20 protein-coding genes are annotated in these 24,303 nt (G+C 51.8%); 14 read left to right on the top strand and 6 right to left on the bottom strand.

The features are described from left to right. Positions 1-44 precede the first annotated feature (44 nt). From KK083_RS18300 to KK083_RS18250, 11 genes are all read left to right on the top strand, one after another. The gene (locus KK083_RS18300) at positions 45-1,031 is read left to right on the top strand and encodes a TatD family hydrolase (protein WP_438834726.1); all 987 of its coding nucleotides are present in this window, start codon (positions 45-47) and stop codon (positions 1,029-1,031) included. 1 nt (position 1,032) lies between these two features. Then, entirely contained in the window at positions 1,033-1,914 is an 882-nt protein-coding gene (gene eboC / locus KK083_RS18295; protein WP_254165768.1) for a UbiA-like protein EboC, read from the top strand. A 93-nt stretch (positions 1,915-2,007) separates the two neighbouring features. Then, positions 2,008-3,159: a 3-dehydroquinate synthase gene (locus KK083_RS18290; protein WP_254165902.1), complete on the top strand. Its 1,152-nt coding sequence runs from the start codon at positions 2,008-2,010 to the stop codon at positions 3,157-3,159. 24 nt (positions 3,160-3,183) lie between these two features. Continuing rightward, positions 3,184-4,392, top strand: coding sequence for a metabolite traffic protein EboE (gene eboE, locus KK083_RS18285; protein WP_254165760.1), 1,209 nt, complete (start codon positions 3,184-3,186; stop codon positions 4,390-4,392). A gap of 13 nt (positions 4,393-4,405) precedes the next feature. After that, positions 4,406-5,758 carry an alkaline phosphatase family protein gene (locus tag KK083_RS18280; RefSeq protein WP_254165752.1) on the top strand — a complete coding sequence of 451 codons (1,353 nt, stop codon included), beginning with the start codon at positions 4,406-4,408 and terminating at the stop codon, positions 5,756-5,758. A 526-nt stretch (positions 5,759-6,284) separates the two neighbouring features. Beyond that, positions 6,285-6,635 carry a DUF7674 family protein gene (locus KK083_RS18275; protein ID WP_254165750.1) on the top strand — a complete coding sequence of 117 codons (351 nt, stop codon included), beginning with the start codon at positions 6,285-6,287 and terminating at the stop codon, positions 6,633-6,635. Between the two features lie 111 nt (positions 6,636-6,746). Then, on the top strand, positions 6,747-6,827 hold the full coding sequence (gene kdpF / locus KK083_RS18270; RefSeq protein ID WP_254165900.1) for a K(+)-transporting ATPase subunit F: 81 nt from the start codon (positions 6,747-6,749) through the stop codon (positions 6,825-6,827). 10 nt (positions 6,828-6,837) lie between these two features. After that, positions 6,838-8,565 carry a potassium-transporting ATPase subunit KdpA gene (gene kdpA, locus KK083_RS18265; protein ID WP_254165748.1) on the top strand — a complete coding sequence of 576 codons (1,728 nt, stop codon included), beginning with the start codon at positions 6,838-6,840 and terminating at the stop codon, positions 8,563-8,565. Continuing rightward, positions 8,562-10,631, top strand: a complete 2,070-nt coding sequence (kdpB, locus tag KK083_RS18260) for a potassium-transporting ATPase subunit KdpB (RefSeq protein ID WP_254165739.1) — start codon at positions 8,562-8,564, stop codon at positions 10,629-10,631. Before kdpA ends, kdpB begins: the two co-directional genes overlap by 4 nt. A 19-nt stretch (positions 10,632-10,650) precedes the next feature. Further along, positions 10,651-11,214 carry a K(+)-transporting ATPase subunit C gene (locus tag KK083_RS18255; protein WP_254165732.1) on the top strand — a complete coding sequence of 188 codons (564 nt, stop codon included), beginning with the start codon at positions 10,651-10,653 and terminating at the stop codon, positions 11,212-11,214. 118 nt (positions 11,215-11,332) lie between these two features. Further along, on the top strand, positions 11,333-12,415 hold the full coding sequence (locus KK083_RS18250) for a porin (protein WP_254165730.1): 1,083 nt from the start codon (positions 11,333-11,335) through the stop codon (positions 12,413-12,415). Positions 12,416-12,532: 117 nt separating this feature from the next. On the opposite strand, the gene KK083_RS18245 is transcribed toward KK083_RS18250, so the two are convergent. Continuing rightward, positions 12,533-13,852: a sigma-54-dependent transcriptional regulator gene (locus tag KK083_RS18245; RefSeq protein WP_254165728.1), complete on the bottom strand. Its 1,320-nt coding sequence runs from the start codon at positions 13,850-13,852 to the stop codon at positions 12,533-12,535. 349 nt (positions 13,853-14,201) lie between these two features. Between KK083_RS18245 and KK083_RS18240 the strand changes: the two genes are divergently transcribed. Both KK083_RS18240 and KK083_RS18235 read left to right on the top strand, forming a co-directional pair. Continuing rightward, positions 14,202-15,326 carry a sensor protein KdpD gene (locus KK083_RS18240; protein ID WP_254165726.1) on the top strand — a complete coding sequence of 375 codons (1,125 nt, stop codon included), beginning with the start codon at positions 14,202-14,204 and terminating at the stop codon, positions 15,324-15,326. Next, positions 15,323-17,038, top strand: a complete 1,716-nt coding sequence (locus tag KK083_RS18235) for an ATP-binding protein (protein ID WP_254165724.1) — start codon at positions 15,323-15,325, stop codon at positions 17,036-17,038. Before KK083_RS18240 ends, KK083_RS18235 begins: the two co-directional genes overlap by 4 nt. Before the next feature lie 130 nt (positions 17,039-17,168). Here KK083_RS18235 and KK083_RS18230 read toward each other — a convergent pair whose 3' ends face one another. The 5 genes from KK083_RS18230 to KK083_RS18210 form a co-directional block, all read right to left on the bottom strand. After that, on the bottom strand, positions 17,169-18,431 hold the full coding sequence (locus tag KK083_RS18230) for an RNA polymerase sigma factor (protein ID WP_254165714.1): 1,263 nt from the start codon (positions 18,429-18,431) through the stop codon (positions 17,169-17,171). Continuing rightward, positions 18,428-18,775 carry a YciI family protein gene (locus tag KK083_RS18225; RefSeq protein ID WP_254165706.1) on the bottom strand — a complete coding sequence of 116 codons (348 nt, stop codon included), beginning with the start codon at positions 18,773-18,775 and terminating at the stop codon, positions 18,428-18,430. Before KK083_RS18225 ends, KK083_RS18230 begins: the two co-directional genes overlap by 4 nt. A gap of 599 nt (positions 18,776-19,374) precedes the next feature. After that, positions 19,375-21,321: a KUP/HAK/KT family potassium transporter gene (locus KK083_RS18220; protein WP_254165697.1), complete on the bottom strand. Its 1,947-nt coding sequence runs from the start codon at positions 21,319-21,321 to the stop codon at positions 19,375-19,377. Positions 21,322-21,346: 25 nt separating this feature from the next. After that, positions 21,347-22,045 (bottom strand): response regulator, encoded by a 699-nt coding sequence (locus KK083_RS18215; RefSeq protein ID WP_254165695.1) that lies wholly within the window; start codon positions 22,043-22,045, stop codon positions 21,347-21,349. Continuing rightward, positions 22,038-23,120, bottom strand: a complete 1,083-nt coding sequence (locus tag KK083_RS18210) for a sensor histidine kinase (protein WP_254165693.1) — start codon at positions 23,118-23,120, stop codon at positions 22,038-22,040. The genes KK083_RS18215 and KK083_RS18210 overlap by 8 nt, the downstream gene beginning before the upstream one ends. Before the next feature lie 421 nt (positions 23,121-23,541). On the opposite strand from KK083_RS18210, the gene KK083_RS18205 reads away from it, so the two are divergent. Then, on the top strand, positions 23,542-24,129 hold the full coding sequence (locus KK083_RS18205) for an HD domain-containing protein (protein ID WP_254165691.1): 588 nt from the start codon (positions 23,542-23,544) through the stop codon (positions 24,127-24,129). The last annotated feature ends 174 nt before the right edge of the window (positions 24,130-24,303 follow it).

Below are 24,303 nucleotides of genomic sequence, written 5' to 3'. Positions count from 1 at the left end.
ATATTTGTATGTTGTAATCTGATAGATGTAAACGAAAAGAAATTATGTGCTGCAGTCATGACTTAACTGAAAAGGATCTCCAACCCCGGGTGGAGATTCCCTTGTACCTGGAAAGTATAAAAGGTATGAAATTCTTCGATCCGCATGTTCACATGACCTCGCGCACAACGGATGATTACCAGGCCATGGCGGATGCCGGTGTGGTTGCCCTCATCGAGCCTGCGTTCTGGCTGGGACAGCCGCGCACAGGTGTGGCTACCTTCAAGGATTATTACAGCAGCCTGATCGGATGGGAGCGTTTCAGGTCATCGCAGTTCGGCATCAAACATTATTGCACCATCGGCCTCAACTCACGCGAGGCTAACAACGAAGCGCTGGCAGAGCAAGTGATGGAGATCCTGCCCCTGTTCATTTACAAGGAGGGAGTGGTAGGTGTGGGAGAGATCGGCTTCGATGACCAGACCGCCGCGGAAGAAAAGTACTACAGGCTTCAGTTGCTGCTGGCCAAAGAAGCATCGCTGCCAGTACAGATCCATACGCCACACCGCGATAAGAAGCGCGGTACCCAGCGCAGCATGGATATTGCCATCGACTGCGGGCTGGATCCCGGATTTGTTATCGTCGACCATAACAACGAGGAGACCGTAGAAGAAGTGCTCGACCGTGGCTTCTGGGCCGCCTTTACGATCTACCCGTTCACCAAAATGGGCAACGAAAGAATGGTGGAAGTGGTGAAGAAATATGGCGCCGAGCGGATCATGATCAACTCCGCAGCCGACTGGGGCATCAGCGATCCATTGGCAGTTCCGAAAACTGCAGCGCTGATGAAGCAACACGGCATCCCCGACGAAACGATCCACCTCGTTACTTATAAGAATGCCATCACAGCTTTCGGCCAGAGTGGTCAGCTCAATGAAGCGGATTTTGCTGCCGCACAGCAGATCGACCAGAGCCTCAAGTTTCAGGGCAATACTGTTTTGCGCGGAGGACAACAACCTCGCATCAATAAAGATTCTTTGATCATTCGTTAAGTTGAAAAAGCTGATTGGATTTCTGAGGCTCACGCGGCCCGCCAACATTGTTACGGCGATCTCCGACATACTCGGAGGTGCTGCCATCGCCTGGTACACCGGAGGAACGCACGAGCTTCCATCAGTTCTTTTACTGATCGTGGCTACCATCGGCCTGTACGGTGGCGGTGTTGTCTTCAATGATTTTTTCGATGCAGCGCTCGACCGTGTTGAACGGCCCGAACGTCCCATCCCCAGTGGTTTGATCAGGGAAAAAGAGGCTGCGTTGTTAGGAACCTTTTTGTTGATCGTGGGTATCGTAGCCGCCGCGGCAGTGGCTGTCTATCCGTCAGGCGTTATTGCCCTTGCTATCGCCATTGCTGCGCTGGTCTATGACAAGTGGTCCAAGCATCACCGTGTGGCCGGTCCGTTGAACATGGGCCTCTGCCGGGGTTTGAATCTTTTACTGGGCATGAGCCTTGTGCCTTTCGCGTTGGAGGAATTCCGGGCGCTGGCGGTGGTGCCCGTGCTTTATATTGCAGCCATCACGCTCATCAGTCAGGGCGAAGTTCATGGTGGCAAAAGCAAAACCATGCTCATCGCTGCGTTCCTGTACCTGGTCGTCATCGCGTCGATCCTGTATTCTTCCGTGCTGTTGGGTAACGTCGTTTATGCTTCAGGTTTTCTGCTGATCCTGGTGCTGCTCATTTTTCCGCCGTTGCTGAAAGCGTTCCGTGAGCCTGTTGGCAAGAACATCGGTAAAGCCGTAAAAGCTGGCGTTATTGCATTGATCGTGATGAATGCGGCCTGGGCAGCCACGTTTGGTGCTTTTTACCTGGCCCTGGGGATCGTGCTGCTCCTGCCCGTATCCATTTTCCTGGCCAGGCTGTTTGCTGTGACCTGATCCGGCCATAAAAAATATGCAGGGGGTGGATGCCCCTCCGGCGATTACTCGTAACTTTAGCGATAATTGAAATTTTACGAGGGAACGTTCCTTATGGATTTTTTGCAGCAGTCGTTCAGTGTCAGGTTTGATTATAAAGTATTTTTCACCACCCATCTCTTCAGCCCGGAAAACCCGGCATTCGGCAAGTTCATCGAAGGCGAAAAGAAAAAAGATACACCACCCAAGGTCTTTTTTGTGCTCGACGAAGGAGTCGTGGCACACCACCCGGATCTGATCAATGGTATCAGGTCTTACTTCAAGGGTTTTCCGTCACTTCAGCTTGTGGAAGAGATGATCATTCCCGGCGGCGAGCAGGCCAAGAACGACGAAGCGTTATTTCATAAGATCGTTGCCGCAGTAAACACCCGGAAGATCGACAGGCATTCGTATCTCGTGGCGATCGGCGGAGGTTCGGTGCTCGACCTTGCGGGATACGCGGCTGCAGTATCACACCGTGGCATCCGTCACATCCGGATCCCCACCACGGTGCTCTCACAAAATGATTCAGGCGTAGGGGTGAAGAACGGCATCAATTATTTCAAGAAGAAAAATTTCCTGGGAACATTTGCGCCACCCGTGGCCGTGTTCAACGACTTTCATTTTTTAACAACGCTCGAAGAGGTCGACTGGCGCTCGGGCATCTCCGAAGCCATCAAAGTAGCGCTGATCAAAGACGCACCGTTCTTTCAATGGCTGGTGCAGAACGCAACGCTGCTGGCCAAACGTGATATGCCGGCCATGCAGTACCTGATCAAACGTTGCGCCGACCTTCACATGCAGCACATCCGCAGTGGCGACCCTTTTGAAATGGGCTCGGCACGGCCCCTGGACTTCGGACACTGGAGCGCACATAAGCTCGAGCAGCTCGCCGGCTTCAACATCCGTCACGGTGAAGCGGTGGCCATCGGCATCGCCCTCGACAGTGTATATTCACACCTGAGCGGAAGGTTAAGCAGGGAAGCACTGGACCAGATCCTGGAATTACACCAGGTGCTGGGACTTGGCATCACCCATCCGTTGCTGGAAGTGAGCGATGATAAAAGTCCGCTGTTGCTGGGGCTCGAGGAATTTCGCGAGCACCTCGGAGGCAGGCTCACCATCACCCTGCTCAACGACATCGGTAAAGGAGAAGAAGTTCACGAAATGGACAGCGCGCTGATCCGGAAAGCCAGTGAATGGCTCAAGGACCTCAGCAGCCGCTAAGAGAAGATCATAAAATCATCGGCGATGCGTACACCTCACGGATACCTGACCTACTGCACCAACATTCATGCAGGAGAAAGCTGGAACGATCACTTTGCTGCTTTGCGGCAGAACATTCCAGGCATCAAAAAAACGATCAGTAAAGACAAACCTTTCGGGATAGGACTGCGACTGTCGAACCAGGCCAGCCTTCAGCTCCAGGGAAACGAGCTTCAGATCTTTAAGGATTGGCTGAAGCAGGAAAATTGTTTCGTCTTTACCATGAACGGATTTCCCTATGGCGGATTTCACAACACACGCGTGAAAGACCAGGTGCATGCGCCCGACTGGACCACACCTGATCGCGTTGCCTACACGATCCGTTTATTCGATATTCTGACAGCGCTGCTGCCCGAAGGAATGGAAGGTGGTATCTCCACGTCACCGCTCTCGTACAAATACTGGCATCAAGCAGATCAGCAGCAGGCTGTTTTCGAAAAAACAACGGAGCACATGCTGCAGGTTATCGCCCATCTGGCCATGATCCGCGAAAAGACCGGAAAGCTTCTTCACCTCGATGTAGAACCGGAGCCCGACGGCCTGCTGGAGAGCGGCCCTGGGTTTTTCGACTGGTATGAACAGTATCTGCTGCCGACAGGTAAAAAATACCTGGAGCGACGATCAGGGTATAGCGCCGCGCAAGCAGAACAGGTGATCAGGGAGCACCTGCAGCTCTGTTACGATGTATGCCACTTCGCGGTGGGATATGAAGATCATGCTGCTGTGATCCGTCAGCTCAGGGACAAAAAAATAAAAGTAGGAAAGATCCAGATCAGCGCTGCCCTCAAGGCTGTAATGCCCAATCCGGCGGAGCGTGAGCCAGTAGCCAAAGCGTTCCGTCAGTTCAACGAGTCTACCTACCTGCACCAGGTAGTGGCCCGCCTGGCCGATGGTTCTTTGGTCCGGTATCCTGATCTCCCGGAAGCGCTTGCTGATGCAGGCCATGCGTCAGTGAAAGAATGGCGCTCGCACTTTCACGTGCCGTTGTTCGTTCAGGATTACGGGGTGCTGAAGTCTACGCAGGACGATATCCGCGACGTGTTGGCCATTCAGTGTCAGCAGCCGTTTACAGGCCACCTTGAAGTGGAAACCTATACGTGGGAAGTGTTGCCCGATGCCTTGAAATTGCCGTTGTCAGAATCGATCATCCGGGAAATGGAGTGGGTGATCGGTTATTTGAATGAGGCTGACTAGATAAAAGATCGCGATGCAAAAAACAGTTGTTATCGATATTGTAGGGCTTTCGTCCGGATTGATCGGCGAGCATACGCCCTTTCTTAAAAAATATGCGCAGAACAAATCGGTGCATACCATCCAGCCGATGCTGCCTGCCGTGACCACATCGGTGCAGTCGACCTACGTGACGGGCAAATGGCCCAGTGAGCACGGTATTGTGGGAAACGGATGGTATGACCGCACAGACTGCGAGATCAAATTCTGGAAGCAATCCAACAAGCTGGTTTCAGGAGAGAAGATCTGGGACAAGGCAAAACGCATCGATCCTTCCTTCACCTGTTCGAAGATGTTCTGGTGGTACAACATGTACTCCACCGCTGATTATTCAGTGACGCCACGTCCCAACTACCTGGCGGACGGAAGAAAAATGCCAGACTGCTATTCACATCCTGCCGCGCTTCGTGATGATCTGCAAAAAGAGCTGGGCACCTTTCCGCTATTCCAGTTCTGGGGACCGGGGGCGAACATTAAGTCCACCCAGTGGATCGCTGACGCATCGGTGATCACAGACGAAAAATACAACCCGACCTTAACGCTGATCTACCTTCCGCACCTCGATTATTGCCTTCAGAAATACGGACAGGATTTTGGACGTATATCCAGGGAGTTAGGTGAAATAGATAGCGTGGTCGAGCAACTGGTGTCTCACTATACCAAAGCCGGGGCGCGCATCATCTTGTTGTCGGAATATGGTATTGTCAATGTAGACCGTCCGATATACCTCAATCGCGTGTTGCGCGAGAACGGCTGGCTGGGAATCCGCGTGGAGCGGGGTCTTGAATTACTCGATGCCGGTGCTTCCGCAGCCTTTGCTGTTGCCGATCACCAGGTAGCGCATGTGTATCTCAACGATCCGCAGATCGCGTCGAAGGTGAGAAGCGCCATCGAGAAAGTACCAGGGGTAGCGCTTGTGCTCGACCGGCAAGCGCAGCGTCAATTCAACATCGATCATGAACGGGCCGGCGATCTTGTAGTAGTAGCGGATGAAAGAAGCTGGTTCTGCTATTATTTCTGGATGGACGACAGCAAGGCTCCGGATTACGCAAGGGTGGTTGACATCCATAAGAAACCTGGCTACGATCCGGTAGAGATGTTCATGACTTCCAAACTGCGCGCGGCCTACAAGCTGCTCCGTAAAAAAGCAGCGCTCCGCTATGTGATGGATGTTATTCCCCTCGATGCTACGCTCATCAAAGGTTCCCACGGCAGCGTTCATACACCGTCATCATTTCATCCCGTGCTCATCACGGATCAGCAACAACCCCGGAAGGAGTTGAAGTCTACCGAAGTGTATGATGTGATCTGGCAGCATCTGACAGCTTAGAATAGCGCCTTGATCTGATATGTGCGTTACGTGCCAGAAAAAGCGTACCCCGATCCGGAACACCTGTGGCACGTGAAAATACATTGAGCCCTTCCAGGGCTCGGACATACCAGACACTTTCTTAAATTCATAGAGAGAATGCACAGATCTGGTTATCATTTCAAATTGGAACTTTGGTTCATCTCGTTAGTTTACTAACTGTATTTAAGCTCTGAAAAAGGGCTTAATGTGCATAACCCACGTGAAGCCGTGGGTTATGTGAATAACAGGGACATGCGCCACGCTCGATCGTGATCTGTGCGATGCAAGTTCATGGCGCATCGAACGGTGCACCCTGATCTGGCCCGAAGCCGTCTTCAAAACCTCTGCTCTTCATTTCCCGACGTATCAACTACCGATTTTGAAAGGCACACTACGGATTCAGTAGGGTGCTCGTTCTGCGATTTTTCTTAATCACCTGTAATTGAGCTTTTTACGGCTTTCGGCAGGGGCGTTGCTATTCCGGTGGCATCAAACCGAGAATGTTATGATAACCGAAAGAATAGCCCTTGTTATGCTGGACGGCGCAGTTCCTGAATGCAACGATGACCCGCATCACACACGCCAGTTTTACAGATCCATCCAGGCCTTCGCGGAGGTGTCGCTGAAATTATGCGACGAAGGCAAATTCAAAAAGCTGGAACAGTTCCTGGTTGTTGCCTGCAAACTTTTCAAGGATGGAAATGCAACCGTGAAGAACGGCGTTGTGAATGTTTACCTGTTCACTTTATCGAACTCGATGGACCGGCAACCTGCCGCCAGAAAATGGATCGAACCCTTCATGCCGAAGGAGCTGCGAATGGAATATGCCCGGCTGCATTACGCCAGCGGAGTCTGAATTATAAAACCAAATCATATGACGACAATCCTTTTACTGATCTCATGCCTGCTCTGCTTTGCCTTATTCTTCAGGGCGGTTGATTACTTCGAAAAAATATAAACCTGCCACATGATCATTGCATTATTCATTTTGTCGATAGCAGTGTTTTGTTACCTGCTGTATGTCCTGATTAAACCTGAAAAATTCTAACGCCGATCTTATGAACACAGAAATATTGGGTATAATCTTCATGTTCCTTCTCACGGTGTTGCTTGCTTATCCGCTGGGCAAGTACATCTCAAAAGTTTTCCTGGGCGAAAAGACCCTCACCGATTTTATGGCTCCGGTAGAACGTTCCATCTATCGTCTCTGCGGAATCGATCCGAACGAGGCCATGGATTGGAAGCAGTTCCTGAAAGCGATGCTCACCATCAATCTGGTGTGGCTCGTGTATGCTTTCTTTCTGCTCCTGTATCAGGATAAACTTCCACTGAACCCGGACAGCAACCCCGGACAGACACCGGATCTTGCTTTCAATACGGCCATCAGCTTCCTGGTGAATTGTGATCTTCAGCACTACTCCGGCGAGTCAGGTGTGACCTACCTGACCCAGTTGCTGGTGGTCACCTTCCTTCAGTTTGTGAGTGCCGCCACGGGCATCGCCTGCCTGGTAGCGTTGTTCAACGGACTGAAAGAGAAAACCACCCGCAACCTCGGGAACTTCTGGAGCATTTTTGTCAAAACAAATACGAGGATCCTGTTGCCGATCTGTATTGCCGGGGCGATCCTGCTCGCCTTCAACGGTACCCCTGCTAGCTTCGAGGGTAAAGACTCCATCATCACGTTGCAAGGCGATACCGTTCTGGTTTCAAGAGGACCTGCTGCGGGAATGATCGCCATCAAACACGTGGGTACCAATGGCGGCGGATGGTTCGGCGCCAACTCGGCGCACCCGCTGGAGAACCCTAACTATTTCACCAACATCCTGGAGATGGTGATGCAAATGGTGATACCTGTGGCCATGATCTTCGCGCTGGGCTTCTACATCCGGAATAAAAAATTTGCTTACGTGATCTTTACAGTGATGACGGTGGGCATGCTGTGGCTGCTGATCCCGACGATCGTTTCGGAGCTCAACGGAAATCCGGCGATCGAAAAAATGGGAATTGCACAGGCAACCGGTGCCATGGAAGGAAAAGAGGTGAGGTTTGGCCCCGCTGCTTCCGCATACTGGAGCATCATCACCACCATTATTTCTACCGGCTCGGTGAACTCGATGCACGACAGTACGATGCCGCTCTCGGGAATGATGCAGCTGCTGGGCATGATGGTGAACGGATTTTACGGTGGCTGTGGCGTGGGCATTCTGAACTATTATCTCAACATCATCATTGCCGTGTTCATCTCGGGGCTGATGGTAGGCCGCACACCTGAGTTCATGGGACATAAAGTAGAAGCGCGTGAAGTGAAGATCGCCATGATCGTGACTTTGTTCACCGCGTTGCTTACCAAAGGATTTACGGCGTTGGCCGCATATATGGTTGCCCATCATCCTGACATCGCGTGGGCAGTGAAACCGTCGGGCTGGCTGAATAACCCTGGCTTCCATGGTTTTTCGGAGATGCTTTATGAATATACGTCGGCCAACGCTAACAATGGGAGTGGTTTCGAAGGACTTGGTGACAACAATGTTTTCTGGAATGTGACCAGCGGCTTTGTGCTGATCCTGGGCAGGTTCATTCCCATCATCGGTCCCGTTGCCATCGCGGGCATGCTGGCGAATAAAAAATATATTCCCGAGGCAGGCGGAACACTGCGCACAGACTCGTTCACTTTCGGCATGATGACCTTTGCTGTGATCATCATCGTTACCGCGCTGTCGTACTTCCCGCCGCTGGCACTCGGACCACTGGCTGAATATTTTACCTTAAAAACATTTGAGTTATGACAAGAAAACGTCAAATAAAACTATTCGAACCCGCACTGGTAAACGCGGCCGTCAGGCAGTCGTTCGTCAAGCTGAACCCGAGGCTGATGGTGAAGAACCCGGTGATGTTCACGGTTGAGCTGGGCACGCTCGTAATGTTGCTCGTGGTGCTGAATCAGCTCTTCACGGGTGATGCAACGCAGGGCGCATTGTGGTACAACGTAACGGTGTTCGTCATCCTGCTGATCACCCTGCTCTTCGCCAACTTTGCGGAAGGACTGGCCGAAGCAAGGGGTAAGGCACAGGCCGAGAGTCTGCGTAAAACCCGGGAGACCACACAAGCTAAGGTGTTTTCGGAAAATTCAAACCGCGTGCATAGCGTGCCGTCATCTCAATTGAAAAAAGGTGACGTATTCATATGCGAGGCGGGTGATACCATTCCCATGGATGGGGAGATCATCGAGGGCATCGCTACCGTCGACGAATCGGCTATTACAGGTGAATCGGCTCCGGTGATTCGTGAGGCTGGTGGTGACAAGTCATCTGTGACGGGTGGAACGAAAGTGCTTTCGGACCGGATCGTGGTACGCGTCACCACCTCGCAGGGAGAGACCTTCCTCGATAAGATGATCGCGCTCGTGGAAGGCGCAAGCCGTCAGAAGACCCCGAATGAGATCGCGCTCACAATTTTGCTGGCGGCCTTCACCATGATCTTTACTATTGTATGTGTGTCGTTGAAGCCTTATGCCGACTACGCAGGCACGGCGATCACCATTGCGGCCTTCATTTCACTTTTTGTGTGCCTGATCCCCACCACCATCGGCGGCCTGTTGTCGGCCATCGGCATTGCGGGTATGGACAGGGCGTTGGGCGCGAATGTGATCGCGAAAAGCGGCAAGTCTGTGGAGACCGCCGGAGATGTTGATGTTTTATTGCTGGACAAGACCGGAACCATCACGATCGGTAACAGGAAGGCCACGCAATTTCATCCGGCCAACGGTGCTGATGTTGACAGCCTGATCGAAAGCGCCACCATTGCTTCATTATCGGATGAAACCCCCGAAGGAAAATCCATCGTTGAGCTCGCGGCAGTAAAAGGATACCGGCACCCCGTTACCATTGGCAGCCAGTCAGACTTTACGTATGGTCTGCCGAATTCGAGGATCATCAAGTTCTCTGCCGATACCAGGACCTCGGGCATTGATCTCGATGGCAGGATCATCCGCAAAGGCGCTTATGATGCCATCAGGGCTATCGTTGAAAAAAATGGGAATCCTTTCCCGGCCGATCTTAAGGCGATCGTTGAAAAGATCTCCGCCAATGGAGGAACGCCCCTGGTGGTTGCCGAGAACAACAAGGCTTTGGGTGCCATCGAGCTGCAGGATATTATCAAACCTGGCATCACCGAACGTTTCGAAAGGCTTCGCAAGATGGGCGTGAAGACCGTTATGGTTACCGGCGACAATCCGCTCACGGCAAAATACATTGCCGAAAGAGCAGGTGTGGACGATTTTATCGCTGAAGCCAAACCTGAAGACAAGATGAACTACATCAAACAGGAGCAGGCCAGTGGCAAGCTTGTGGCCATGATGGGCGACGGTACCAACGATGCGCCCGCGCTGGCCCAGGCCGACGTAGGGGTGGCCATGAATAGCGGAACGCAGGCAGCGAAGGAAGCCGCCAACATGGTTGACCTCGACAGCGATCCCACCAAGCTCATTGAAGTGGTTGAGATCGGCAAGCAATTGCTGATCACGCGCGGAACGATCACTACGTTCTCCATCGCCAACGACGTGGCCAAATACTTCGCCATTGTGCCGGCGCTTTTCATCTCTTCCATTCCTGCGCTGCAGGCACTGAATATCATGGACCTGAAGACCCCTGAGTCGGCCATTCTTGCAGCTATCATCTTCAACGCCATTATCATCCCGGTGCTGATACCACTGGCGTTGCGCGGCGTGGCGTATAAACCGATCGGGGCCTCGGCCCTGCTCAGGAGAAACCTTTTCATCTATGGCCTGGGTGGTATCATCGCACCCTTTATCGGCATCAAGCTGATCGACATGCTGCTGGGTTTATTCATTTGAAAGTATCAAAGAAACGAATATGAAAAAGAATCTTAAAATATCCATCAAGCTCACCCTGGTGCTGGTGCTCATTCTTGCAGTGTTGTACCCCTTGCTCATATCGATCGTCAGCAAGGCGGCGCCGGGTGGAGGAAAGGGCGAAACGATCATCGTCAACGGAAAGGTTGTCGGTTATGAAAGGATAGGGCAGAAGTTCACGGAAGACAAATACTTCTGGGGCAGGCCTTCCGCTGTAGACTACAATGCTGCGGGATCGGCGGGCAGCAACAAGGGGCCTTCCAACGCTGAATATCTTGCCACCGTGCAGGCCCGCATCGAGACGTTCCTGGTACACAATCCTGGTGTTACCAAAGCGCAGATCCCTGCCGACCTTGTCACGGCATCCGGCAGTGGTTTGGATCCGCATATCTCACCAGAAGCGGCAAAGATCCAGATCGCAAGAATTGCCAGGGTGCGCAATATCAGCGCAGACAAACTTCAGGCGCTGGTCGATGAGCACACCGAAGGACCGTATCTCGGATTATTCGGCCCTTCCACAGTACATGTGCTGAAACTCAATGTTGCATTAGATGAATTGAAATGATTTTTGAAAATAGAATATAGAATTTAGGAGTTAGAATTTAGAATGTACGCCATAATACTAAACGTTCTAAATACTAGATTCTATATTCTAAATTCTGCACTCCGGCCTCAAACCAAGTATGAAAAAAATACATCTAACACTTCTGATTACCTTAACCTTTACCACTTTTTGTTTTTCACAGGACGATCAGAAGCCTTCACCGTTTTCAGTGAACGGATACCTTGAAACTTATTACGTTTATGATTTCAACAAACCGGAGAACAATACACGACCTGGTTTTGTGTATTCTTACAACCGGCACAATGAGGTCAACCTGAACCTAGGTTTTGTCAGGGGCTCTTACAACACGGATAATGTCAGAGCGAACCTTGCCTTGATGGCGGGCACTTACGCCAACGCGAATCTTGTAGCTGAACCTGGTGTACTGAAAAATGTTTTCGAAGCCAACGCTGGTGTGAAACTATCGTCCACGAAAAATCTCTGGGTAGATGCCGGGATCTTTGGCTCGCACATCGGCTTTGAAAGTGCTGTCGGCAAGGATTGCTGGAATCTGACCAGGAGCATCCTGGCGGATAACACACCGTATTATGAAGCCGGTGCCAAGGTCTCTTACACAACTGACAATGGAAAATGGTTCCTGTCCGGGTTGGTGCTCAATGGCTGGCAGCGCATTCAGCGGGTGGAAGGAAATTCACTTCTATCGTTCGGTACGCAGATCACTTTCAAACCTTCCGATAAGGTAACGCTGAACGGCAGCTCGTTCATCGGCACTGATAAAGCTGACAGTGCAAGGCAGATGCGTTACTTTCACAACTTCTATGGCATGTTCCGGATCTCCGACGCGTTTGGCCTCATCGTTGGATTCGACTATGGCGTTGAAGAGAAGGGTCCCGAAAGCAGCGCCACCAACGCATGGTATAGTCCGATAATGATCGCCCGGTATAAGGTAAGCGATAAGGTAGCCGTTGCAGTGCGTGGAGAGTACTATGATGATAAGAACGGTGTGATCATTCCGACCTGTACGCCCAACGGATTCAGAACTATCGGTGTCTCTGCTAATTTCGATTACCAGATATCACCTAACGCGCTTTGGAGAGTTGAGGTGAGGAGTTTTAGCAGTAAGGATGAGGTCTTTGTGGAAGGCACAGGAAGTTCTAAAAACAATACGTTCGTTGCAACGTCACTGGCGGTGAGTTTTTGAGGCTGATAGTCGTCAGACCACTGCGCAGTGGCATGCGCGCTGTCAGTGGTCCGACGACTGTTCGTAGAAAGGGTTGACGGCCGTGGACTGTCGACCGTGGACCGTGGACTCTCCGTCTCAGAGATTATAATCCTTGATCTTCTGATACAACGTGGTAAGACCGATCTCCAGCAGTTTCGCTGCCTGCGTTTTATTACCTCCTGTATGATTGAGCACTTTCCTGATATGCTGTTTTTCCATAGAGGCAAGATCCAGCGCGTTCGCATCGGTATCGACCAGAAAATCGGCGGGCAGCAGGGCAGGCGATAATTCTTCTTCCGCGAGGATCACGCTTCGTTCGATCACGTTCTTCAGCTCGCGGATATTACCTTTCCATAAATGTTGTTTCAGCGTTTTGATGAACTCCGGGGTGGCCGTGAGGTCGCGTTTGTTGGATTTCAAAGAATATTGCCGGATGAAATAATCGGCGAGCATCCCGATATCTTCTGCGCGCTCACGGAGCGGAGGCAGCATAATCGTGAAGACCGATAGCCTGTAGAACAGGTCTTTCCTGAAAGCGCCCGCGTCTGAATCTTTTTCCAGGTTCCGGTTGGTGGCGGCAATGAACCGCACATTTACTTTTCGCGATTTACTTTCACCCACGCGGTAGAATTCTCCGGTCTCCAGCACCCGCAGCAGCTTGGCCTGGAGGTCGATGTTCATCTCGCCGATCTCATCCAGGAACAACGTGCCTTCATGCGCTTCTTCGATGTATCCCCGTTTGGATTTTGTGGCGCCCGTAAAAGCACCTTCCGCGTGGCCGAACAACTCACTTTCGAGGAGGTCTCTCGGAAAAGCGCTGCAGTTGAGCGCTACAAACGATTTTGTTTTTCTCGGACTCTCGTAGTGGATCGCCTGCGCGAAAACTTCCTTTCCTGTTCCGGTCTCTCCCAGCAGCAGCACGTTGGTGGCTGTACCGGAGACCTTTCGCGCCAGGTCGATGCATTGGAGGATGATGGGACTTTTGCCCAGAATATTGTCGAAGCCGAATTTTTCTTGCAGCCTCGATTCGAGCATAGACACCTTTTGCTGAAGCACGGCCTTCTCCGACGCTTTGCTGAGCAGGGGTATGATCTTCTCCTGGTGATCGCCTTTTGTCAGGTAATCGAAAGCACCGTTCTTCATGGCCTTCACGCCGTCTTCAATGGTGCCATAAGCGGTAAGTACGATGACCTCAACAGATGGGAATTCCTTCTTGATCTTCTGGGTGAGCGCAACGCCGTTGCCGTCAGGAAGCCTGACATCGGAGATCACCACCTGGATGGATTCTTTATTCAGGATCCTCCATCCATCCCTCACCGACCCGGCCTGCAAAACATGATAACCTTCCAGCTCAACAACCCGCGACAGCAGCTTCCGAAGGTTCTCTTCGTCATCAATGATCAGGATATTTATCATGCGGTAATCGCGGTAAAGTTAATCAAAAATCGAATGCGTCATGGGCAACATTCATACCATGGAGATTTCTCACCTGGATCTCATCGATCGTTGCTAAAAAACCTTTCGTTTCGGAATGGTACCATGCAGATTCCGCAGGGTCTGCTGACGAGTGCTTTTGCTAAGGGGCTATGATTTAATAAGTTAGGCGCTTCGGCACCGCGGTTGCTGCCTATTGCTTTTGCCTACTGCCTACTTTTTATAGAAGGTGAAAAGGCCTTTTTCGTAATTTTAAAGCGAAGATGTCAGCCTGAAACAAGACCGGAGATGTTCGAAAAGAGCATTGAGACGTACTGCTCAAAACTGTTCGATGGAAGATAGACAAAAATCAGTGGCGTATTTCCTCAACCTGATCCGCAGGTCGAAACGGGGGAAGTTCAAGATCTACATCGGAATGAGCGCCGGCGTTGGAAAAACGTATCGTATGCTGCTGGAAGCGCACAGTCTTTTGAAGAATGGTGTAGACGTGAAGATCGGGTTCATTGAAACACACAACCGGAAAGAAACGCACGACCTGATCGAAGGCCTGCCCGTGATCCCGCGAAGGAAAGTCTTTTACAAAGGCAAGGAGCTGGAGGAGATGGACCTGCAGGCGATCGTGAACGTACACCCGGAAGTTGTGATCGTCGATGAGCTTGCCCATACCAACATTGAAGGAAGCAAGAACGAGAAGCGATGGCAGGATGTGCTGGAGATCCTCGACGCCGGTATCAATGTGATCAGCGCTGTCAACATCCAGCACATTGAAAGCCTCAATGAAGAAGTTCGGCTGATCACGGGCATCGAAGTGCGGGAACGGGTGCCTGACCGTGTGCTGCAGCTGGCTGATGAAGTGGTGAATATAGACCTGACCGCCGATGAGCTGATCACCCGCCTCCGGGAAGGAAAGATCTATCATGCTTCCAAGATCGAGATCGCCCTCAGGAATTTCTTTCAGTCCGAAAAGATCCTTCAGCTGCGCGAGCTGGCGCTGAAAGAAGTTGCGTCGCAGGTGGAGCGGAAGGTTGACACCGAAGTGACTGTCAACACTAAACTGCGCCACGAACGGTTCCTTGCCTGCATTAGCAGCAACCATGAAACTGCCAGGAAGATCATCCGCAAAACGGCGCGGCTCGCGGGATATTATAACTCGAAGTGGTATGTGCTGTACGTGCAGACCGGACGTGAAAATTCGGACCGGATCAAATTATCGGTGCAGCGGCACCTGATCAACAACTTCAAGACGGCCACGGAACTGGGGGCAGAAGTGATCCAGGTCAAAAGCAACAGCATTCCATCAACGATCGCCAAGGTAGCCGAAGAGAAGGAGATCACCACGGTCTGCATCGGGAAACCGCATTTAACATTATGGCAGGTGATCCTGAAGACCAACGTTTTTAACCAGTTGCTGAACAGGCTTTCGGATTCAGATATTGATTTAGTGATACTATCATGAGCATCAAAACAAAAGTAGCTTTGGGTGTAGCCTTTCTATTCATCGTGATCGTTACGGTGGGCGGCATGGGGTTGTATTACCTCAAGGCATTAACCAGCGATTCGAAGAACATCCTTACCGATAACTATGAAACGCTTGAATATACCAAACGTATCATCGAGGTGTGCGACAGTCTTGGCACTGATTCCACGAGGGCCCTGGGCGCAATAGAATCGAACCTGAGGCGCCAGGAAGACAATGTTACAGAAGCCGGCGAACGGGAGCTGACCCACAGGCTGAGGGTGGCGTTTGAAAGACTGAAAAATACCGGTATTGCCGATAGCTGCATTGTGCGGATCAGGAACATCTGCCTGGCGATCCAGGACCTGAACATGCAGGCCATCATCCGCAAAAACGAAGTCACACAAAATACAGCGCATGACGCCACTACCTACCTGATCATTATCGGTACGATCTGCACGCTGGCGGCCTTTACGTTCATTATCAACTTCCCAGGATATATCGCCAACCCGATCATGCAGCTGACGCGGAGTATCAAGTCCATCGCCAACAAAGATTATGAAGAACGACTTCACTTCGACCGGAAGGACGAATTTGAGGAGCTCGCTGAAGCCTTTAACCAGATGGCGGAGAAGCTCGATGAGTATGAGCACAGCAACCTGGCGAAGATCCTGTTCGAGAAAAAACGCATCGAGACCATCATCAACAGAATGAACGACCCGGTGATCGGGCTGGATGAGCATGACAAGGTGGTGTTTGCCAACGACCAGGCATTGAGCCTGCTGCACCTCACCAGCAGAGACGTGCTGAATCACTATGCCCCCGATATCGCCGTGAACAACGACCTGTTCCGAAGCCTGATCCGCGAAAACGCTGGCGCCCATGAAAGCACTTTGATCAAGGCGATTGTCGGTGGTAAGGAAAACTACTTCTCCAGAGAATCGATCAACATCAGCCATACGCCCACGGGTGAAAAGGATGCCGTGAAGATCGGGCAGGTGATCCTGCTGAAGAATATCACCCCGTACAAAGAGCTGGACCTGGCCAAGACGAATTTTATCGCCACCATCTCGCATGAACTTAAAACGCCCATCGCTTCGTTGCAAATGTGCTCACGACTTTTAAACGACGCCCGCATCGGCTCGCTCAACGACGAGCAGCGCAACATTGTCTCCACGCTTGAAGACGAGATCGTACGCCTGTCAAAGATTACCAACGAGCTGCTGGACCTTTCTCAGGTGGAGACCGGCAACATCAGGCTGAACATCCGAAAAGCCGACCCGAAAGATATCCTGACCATGGCAGTTGAAGCAGTGAAATTCCACGCCGAACGAAAACACGTTGCTATCGAGGTTCAGGCTGCAGGCGATCTGCCCCCGATCCAGGCCGACGTTGACAAGACCACCTGGGTGCTGGTGAACTTCCTGACCAACGCCATCCGCTACAGCCCGGAAAATGAGCGCATCATACTCAGCTGCGACCACTCGAATGGAGCCATCAGCTTTTCAGTGGAAGACCACGGCCCCGGCATCGAAGAGAAGTACCTCAACCGCATCTTCGAAAAATTCTTCCAGGTACCCGGTACACCTTCCGGCACGGGATTGGGACTGGCCATCTCCAAAGAATTCATCGAAGCACAGCAGGGAGAGATTGGTGTTACAAGCGAGGTGGGAAAGGGGAGCAGGTTTACGTTTCGTTTACCGGTTGGGTAGTTGGTTGCTGGTTACCGGTTGCCAGTTTAGTGCGGGTGGCGGAAGTAAACTTCCGCATTGGAGAGTGTGCTTCGAAGTGGATTTTTATCAGCCTATCAAACGGTAATCACGCGTGATATTTTGCACAGTCTCAACTGGTAACAGGCAACTGGCAACCGGCAACATCTCCGAGTTCATCGATCATCTTCTGAATGAACTCTTTCTCCTTTTCAAAGTTTGTCTGCCGCTGCGCTTTCAGCAGGTATTCTTTGGCTGCGGCATCGTTGCCTTCGAGGTGGTGGAATTTTCCCAGGGCTGTGTTGAGCAGGTAGTACTGCCCGAGGAAGGGATGTCTCTGGAGTTCGTGAAGGATCTCGAAGGCACGCGACTTTTCTCCCGCATGATACAACGCAATGGCGTGGTTGAGCGCGATGAAGGGATTGGGCGTTCCGTGCAGCAACTGTGCGTAGAGGGCTGCGATGGTTTTCCAGTGGGTGGTGTGGAAGCTTTCGGCCATGCAATGCAGGCACGCGATGGAGGCTTCGAGATGATACTTGGATACAGTGTCGCTTCTTGATTGGTGAAGGTAGTGGGAGCCGAGGGCTATCAGCTCTTTGTTCCACAGGGTGCGATCCTGATTTTCTAAATCGATCAGCTCACCGGAAGCCCCGAACCTGGACCTGAACCTGGCGCTGCTGAACAGCATCAACGCGTGGAGTGCCAGCGTTTCCTTGTTTCCCAGTGCGCTGTCGAGTAAGGCCTTGTTCATGAGCAATGCTTCTTCGCAGAGCTCTTCCCTCAGGATCTCCGTGCCCCATGATGATTTATAACCTTCGTTGAAGATGAGGTAGATCACTTTGTGTACGCTGGAGAGTCGTGCGCTCAAGGCTGGGGTTGCCGGTTCTTCCAGGAGGATCTTTTCATCTTTGATCTTTTGCCGGGCCCGAAGTAAAAGTTTGTCCACGCCATCGATGGTCATGGCCAGGCTTCCCGCAATGGCTTCCACCTTGAGGTTGGCCACATATTTCAACGTGATTACTACTTGCACTTTGGGTGACAGGTCGGGATGGGCGCAGGCAAACAATAGTTTCAGCGACTGGTCATCGAGCACTGACTCAGAGAATCTCATTTCAGCCGATCCTGCAAGGGTGTGCTCGTCAAGTGCCTCCGTACGTTTTTCTTTTTTGAGCTGGTTCAGGGTTTTGTTTCTGCAGACCTTGTAGACCCAGCCGGCGGGATTCAGCGGAATGCCCTGCAGCCTCCAGGTTGTGAGGGCTGCGGAGAAGGAGTCGTGTACAAGGTCTTCAGCGGTTTCCGGGTCGATGTCGCGGAAGGAATACAGCAGCGAGGCAACCATCTTTCCAAAATGTGCTTTGTATAACCTGTCGGCTTCCTGCTGCACCGGGTCCATCATGCATCGATGTTTTGGATCGGCCTCACTTCTATGACGGCAACGCCCTTCATCACCAGCGGACACGTCTGCGCGATGGAAACAGCCTGGTTGATGTTCTCTGCCAGGATGATGTCATAACCACTGACCCCTTCCTTCGATTCAATGAAGGGCCCGTCAGACAACACATCGTTCCTGCTCACATACCTGCCTTCTATGGCCAAGGGTTCGCCAGTAATGTAATTTCCCGCGGCAGCGATGGACTCGATCCATTTCAACTGCTCGGGGATGTTAGAGAACCGTTCTTCGTCCGTGAGCCGGCTCAGCTTTTTCAGGTCTTCGCGGATGATCAGCATGAATTTTTCCATATAGAATCGGTATTGAATGATCTTAAAGTAAGGTATGAGGTACGTGGCGCCTCGTTACAAGTTCCGTAAACAAATTCAAAAAGCATACACCACTCCCGGATTCCATTTGAAGTGGTTGCCCGGGAAATCGGTCCAGAGGGGTGATACGCCCTGGCACTGGATCGAAAGCGGGATCAGCCTGTGTGTAATGCTGGCACTGGTGGAGGCCAGCAAGCCGTCGATGTTGCCTGTGAAATCGAAGTAAAACAGGCGAAGGACCGGGTTGTGAAAAAGCGCTCCACAGGATCGCCTGCGTTGCCATGTATAGAAGTTGCCTCATGTGGTAAAGACAACGCGGGTTTCAGAATCCGGACAGGAAAGTTTAAGGTTTGAGGTTTAAAGTTCGGTGGAAGGTTGCCGGTTGCCAGTTACCGGTTGCCGGTTTTGGGCGGGTGGCCGAAGAAACTTCCGCATCGTGGTATGGCTACGAATGAGTTCTTTGTGAGCGCACGGAAGAAACTTCCGCGCGAAGGAGCGATTGGGCCGAGTCAATGGATCAACGATCTGCAAAAATGAAGTTCTGATGTACAAACTGGCAACCGGTAACCGGCAACTGGTAACTAATCCCTTTCCCGTTTCACTTTCACCTTCGCCGTAGGCCCTACCTGGATCGGCACTTTTTCAACTTCGATGTTGGCGGCTTCGAGGCCATACATTTCTTCGGTGGAAAGGCTGATGGTTTTGATGGCGCGGTATCCGGTGATGACCAGCCGTTCGAAGCTGGAGATCTCGCTGTCGGCGGATGCCCACGAATGGAGCAGCACGAACTTGAAGTCGGCCATCATGCTGTACTTGTGCAGGGCGGGGTACGGACTCGTTAGATCGATCTCTCCTGCATCGGCCATTTCGTGGATGATCCTGTTGAAGAGGGTGTTCACACGGTGCGGCATCTTGAATCCCAGTTTTATGCGCACGAAGAAACATCGCTTGGGAATGATGGTGTCTACAACGTACTTGCTGGTGAACGGACTGTCCACGGTATCCACGTGTACGAACCAGTATACGTCGGCGCGTTTCGGTCTTTTTTTGAAGATCGAGTAGATGATGTTGGAGTCGATATACCGGCGACTGTCAGCCACCGACAGGTAAACGAGGTTGGTGGCTTCCTTGGGAATGCTCTGGTCATCCTGGAGCTCTTTCAGCATGGCCTCGTAGTGCCTGAGGTCGACAAACTCGGTGTGGCGTTGCCGCAGGTTGCGCGCCTTCAGCAGGATGAACATCATTACAAAGAAGAGGAACGCGATCACAAAAGTGAACCATCCGCCGTGTTTGAACTTGTCGAGGTTCGAAGCGAGGAACATACCTTCCAGCGAGAAGAATACAACCGCCAGCATGGCTGACCGGAGCTTCGATTTTTTTGCCGTGGTGAAATAGTACACCAGCAGGGAAGTGGTCATGAGCATGTTCACGGTGATGGCAAGTCCGTAGGCGCCTTCCATGGCAGACGACTCGCGGAAGACGATCACCACAACGATGCTTCCGATCATCAGGATCCAGTTGATGGCGGGGATATACATCTGGCCCTGTGATTCGCTCGGATACCGAACCCTGGAGGAAGGCCAGAGCTTGAGCTTGATGGCTTCGTTCACGAGCGAGAACGTGCCGGAGATGAGGGCCTGGCTGGCGATGATGGTGGCCATGGTGGCGATGATGATGCCGATGATGAGGAACTGCTGCGGCATGATGGCATAAAACGGGATCAGCTCACCGAGGGTATTGCCTTGTTGTGTGAGCAGCCACGCGCCCTGGCCGAAATAGTTCAGCAGTAAACAGATCTTGACCATGCCCCAGCCCACCCGTATGTTGCCCTTGCCACAATGGCCGAGGTCGGAGTAAAGCGCTTCAGCCCCCGTGGTGCAGAGGAAGACAGCGCCCAGCAGCCAGAAGCCCTGGGGATAGTTAATGATCAGGTCAACAGCATAAGCAGGATTGATGGCTTTGAGGATCACCGGATTTTGCACCAGGTAATACGTGCCGAAAGCGCCCAGCATCACAAACCACACGGACATGATCGGCCCGAAAGTTCTTCCTACTACAGCCGACCCGAACTGCTGAAAAATGAAAAGGCAAAGCAGGATGGCGATAACAATGCTGGTGGTGGGGATCTGAGGATACAGTAGGCGCAATCCTTCCACCGCTGAAGAGACACTGATGGCCGGTGTGATGAAACCATCCGCGATCAGGGTGCAGCATCCGATAATGGCCGGATAGATCACCCACTTGGCCTTGTACCGTCTCACGAGCGCATAGAGGGCAAAGATCCCTCCTTCACCTTTGTTGTCGGCATTTAGTGCCAGGTAAATATATTTTAACGTGGTGATGAGCGTGAGCGTCCAGAAAATGCATGACAGTCCGCCATAGACGAGGTCTTCGGTGATCACACGGTTGCCGACAATGAACTTTAGTGTATAGATGGGAGAGGTGCCGATGTCTCCATAAATAATGCCCAGTGCAATGAGCACGCCGGCGGTGGATAATGGGTGATGTTTGTTGCTTGAAGAATCCATTTTCTAAACTCGAAGGAGTTGTTTTTTATAAGTCGTCGGGATTATGGGCGATGAACCTGTATCCCACGCCTGACTCTGTAAGGATGTGCACGGGTCTGTTCGGGTCGGTCTCGATCTTCTTCCTGAGGCGGGCGATAAAAACCCTCAGGTATTGCGACTCGTCCTGGTGCGATGGTCCCCACACCTTATTTAACAGGTAGTGATGGGTGAGCACTTTTCCTTCGTTCTGTACCAGCAGTGCCAGCAGTGAATATTCAGTGGCTGTGAGCTTTACAATAACGTTGTCTTTTTTCACCACGCGGTTCACGAAGTCGATGGAAAGTCCCTGGAACTCCGCTACGGGAATATTGTCTTCACGGTCTGATTTCCTCAGGGCCGAGCGGATGCGCGCCAGCAGCTCGCCGGTGCGGAAAGGTTTCACGAGGTAGTCGTTCGCACCGTTGTCGAGCGCCTTGACAATATCTTCTTCGCTGCTCTGAACAGAAACGATGATCACGGGATTGGAGAACCATTCGCGCAGGTGTCTCAGTACTTCATGTCCATTTTCATCGGGTAGTCCCAGGTCCAGCAGCACCAGGTCAGGCGGATGTTGTGCCACGCTCTTCAGTCCTTCTCCGCCCGTGGTCGCCTCCAGCACCTTGTAGCCATTCGACTGAAGGGTGATGGTCAGCAGTTTCCGGATCTGCGTTTCGTCATCGATGATCAGAATGGAAGCGCTATTCATTTTTTAACCGGTTTACGTTGGAGGTTTGTGTCGGGATCTCGATGGTGAACCTGGAGCCGCGCACTGGCAGGTTCTCGAGCTTCACGGTGCCCTGGTGCGCTTCTACAAATCCTTTTACGATGGAGAGTCCCAGGCCTGTACCTCCACTGCCGGAGCCCTTCATCCGGTGGAACTTGTTGAACACTTTGCCGATCTCATCTTCCGGGAATCCATTGCCGTTATCTGCTACCGTGAGCACGAGCGTATCGCCCACACCATTTGCATGGATGGTGATTTGTGTATCGGCGGAGGTATGTTGGGTAACGTTGATGATCAGGTTGTAGATCACCTGCTCCATGAGCCCGAAGTCGAGCTTGAAGAGGGGAAGGTGCTCAGGAATGTGTACGTCGATGCGGTAGTGCTGCAGGTTCGGCTCGAGGCGTTGCAGCGTTTTGTAAACGAGCTCGCTGATGTCACACCAGTCCTTTTTTACCTGGAGGATGCCCGATTCGAGGCGTGACATGTTCAGCAGGTTCTCCACCAGCTGATTGAGGCGCAGCGATGCCACCGAGATCTCGGCCAGCAGCTCGGCCTTGTCTGCGTCGGAAAGTTTTTGCGTGTTCGATTGCAGGTTATCCGTAGACCCGATGATGGTGGTGATCGGCGTGCGGAGTTCATGCGACAACGAGTTGAATAGGGTGTTGTAGAATTTTACGGCGTTCGCTTTCTCATCTTTCGACTTCACCTCCTTCTCCATCTGCCTGATCTTGAAGGTGAGCACCGCATTGATGAGGGCTACGATAAAGTACATCGAGAGCAGGATGCGGTCTTCCGGTGTGCCTACGGTGAAGGTGAACCGGGGCGGGATGAAAAAGAAATCCCAGATCAGGGCGCTGAGCAGGGCTGCCACCAGCACCGGCAGGATATCCAGTGACATGGCCAGGAAAGAGACCGTTACCAGCAGCATAAAAGCCACCACCCTGTACCCGGTCAGGTGATGAATAAAAAGGCCGATCAGGGAAACCGTGCATACCAGCAGTACGCTGATCATGTACTGCACCTTTTTATCCTGCTTATAGAAAATGAGCTTTTTCAAAACCGGGCCTCAAGCCAGCTCAAAAGTATGGTATACGGTATAAAGATTTCATTAAAAGGCGGTGTTAAAGTGTAAACATTTTATAAATAGGTTGCCCGGAATGGTGGCTTTGCCTGACGAAGCCTGGCGTAGTCGGGTTGCCAGTTGCCAGTTGCCTGTTGCCGGTTTAGGCGGGTTGGCGGAAGAAACTTCCGCATCGAGGGTATTGCTACGAATAAGTTTTAAGCGCACGGAAAACTTCCGCGCCAGTTGATGCTCCGGAAGCGAAGCACAGATGTGATGTTCACACAAAACTGAACTGGCCATCCGGCCACCCGGCAACTGGCAACCAATTTTGTGCAGTTAACGCCCCACTTTTTTGCCGCTTCCCTGGCTGTTGTCACCGTAAATCACGCGCATAGTTTTTTCCAAATAGCTGGGAATGACAGTAGATAAAGACGATATACTGGCGCAGGTCCGGGCTTTTGCAGAGAAGGCCCACCAGGGTCAAATGCGAAAATATGCCGACGAGCCCTACATCGCGCACCTTGACAGGGTTATGGCCGTGGTACGGGAATATGCACAGGATGTGGCGATGCTTTCGGCGGCGTTGCTTCACGATACGCTGGAAGATACCCATGTGACAGAAGAGGAGCTCCGGGCGTTCCTCGAAAAGGTGATGGAGCCATCGCAGGCGGCCAGGACCTTCGACCTCGTAGTGGCGCTCACAGATGTTTTTATTAAGGAAGACTATCCATTGCTGAACCGCAGGGCACGCAGAACCCGGGAAGCCGAAAGGTTATCGGACGTGACCCCTGACGCGCAGACCATCAAATATTCTGACGTCATAGACAATGCCACCGACATCGTAAAACACGACACAGACTTCGCCCTGGTATACCTCCGTGAAAGCAAACAACTATTACAGGGCATGACCCGCGGCAATCCCTTACTATATGAACGCGCCGTTCGCACCGTAGACGAATGCCTGCGCGAATTTTGGGAGAAAGCGAATATAAGAGCGCTGTAGATCAATTGACAGTTGACAAATGGCAATTGACAACTGTTGGAGTCGACATCATTATTCGAGCTACGATCCTGGAAAGTCTGGTCAAACCTTTGTCAACTGTTCTTTTGTCTCCCGATGGCTATCGGGATGTCAACTTTTTCACCAGCTGTTGGCACATTTATTTTCATCATACGA

The organism is Chryseosolibacter histidinae, assembly GCF_018598225.1.
GTDB lineage: Bacteria > Bacteroidota > Bacteroidia > Cytophagales > Cyclobacteriaceae > Chryseosolibacter > Chryseosolibacter histidini.
Note: the sequence above shows the minus strand (reverse complement) of the source record. Positions and strands in the feature narration are given on the sequence as shown.

Excerpts from the sequence above, each read along its gene's own strand:
- KK083_RS18300 (WP_438834726.1), top strand. The coding sequence starts at position 45 with ATGTGCTGCAGTCATGACTTAACTGAAAAGGATCTCCAACCCCGGGTG.
- KK083_RS18290 (WP_254165902.1), top strand. The coding sequence starts at position 2,008 with ATGGATTTTTTGCAGCAGTCGTTCAGTGTCAGGTTTGATTATAAAGTA.
- eboE (WP_254165760.1), top strand. The coding sequence starts at position 3,184 with ATGCGTACACCTCACGGATACCTGACCTACTGCACCAACATTCATGCA.
- KK083_RS18280 (WP_254165752.1), top strand. The coding sequence starts at position 4,406 with ATGCAAAAAACAGTTGTTATCGATATTGTAGGGCTTTCGTCCGGATTG.
- KK083_RS18275 (WP_254165750.1), top strand. The coding sequence starts at position 6,285 with ATGATAACCGAAAGAATAGCCCTTGTTATGCTGGACGGCGCAGTTCCT.
- kdpF (WP_254165900.1), top strand. The coding sequence starts at position 6,747 with ATGATCATTGCATTATTCATTTTGTCGATAGCAGTGTTTTGTTACCTG.
- kdpA (WP_254165748.1), top strand. The coding sequence starts at position 6,838 with ATGAACACAGAAATATTGGGTATAATCTTCATGTTCCTTCTCACGGTG.
- kdpB (WP_254165739.1), top strand. The coding sequence starts at position 8,562 with ATGACAAGAAAACGTCAAATAAAACTATTCGAACCCGCACTGGTAAAC.
- KK083_RS18255 (WP_254165732.1), top strand. The coding sequence starts at position 10,651 with ATGAAAAAGAATCTTAAAATATCCATCAAGCTCACCCTGGTGCTGGTG.
- KK083_RS18250 (WP_254165730.1), top strand. The coding sequence starts at position 11,333 with ATGAAAAAAATACATCTAACACTTCTGATTACCTTAACCTTTACCACT.
- KK083_RS18245 (WP_254165728.1), bottom strand. The coding sequence starts at position 13,852 with ATGATAAATATCCTGATCATTGATGACGAAGAGAACCTTCGGAAGCTG.
- KK083_RS18240 (WP_254165726.1), top strand. The coding sequence starts at position 14,202 with ATGGAAGATAGACAAAAATCAGTGGCGTATTTCCTCAACCTGATCCGC.
- KK083_RS18235 (WP_254165724.1), top strand. The coding sequence starts at position 15,323 with ATGAGCATCAAAACAAAAGTAGCTTTGGGTGTAGCCTTTCTATTCATC.
- KK083_RS18230 (WP_254165714.1), bottom strand. The coding sequence starts at position 18,431 with ATGATGGACCCGGTGCAGCAGGAAGCCGACAGGTTATACAAAGCACAT.
- KK083_RS18225 (WP_254165706.1), bottom strand. The coding sequence starts at position 18,775 with ATGGAAAAATTCATGCTGATCATCCGCGAAGACCTGAAAAAGCTGAGC.
- KK083_RS18220 (WP_254165697.1), bottom strand. The coding sequence starts at position 21,321 with ATGGATTCTTCAAGCAACAAACATCACCCATTATCCACCGCCGGCGTG.
- KK083_RS18215 (WP_254165695.1), bottom strand. The coding sequence starts at position 22,045 with ATGAATAGCGCTTCCATTCTGATCATCGATGACGAAACGCAGATCCGG.
- KK083_RS18205 (WP_254165691.1), top strand. The coding sequence starts at position 23,542 with ATGACAGTAGATAAAGACGATATACTGGCGCAGGTCCGGGCTTTTGCA.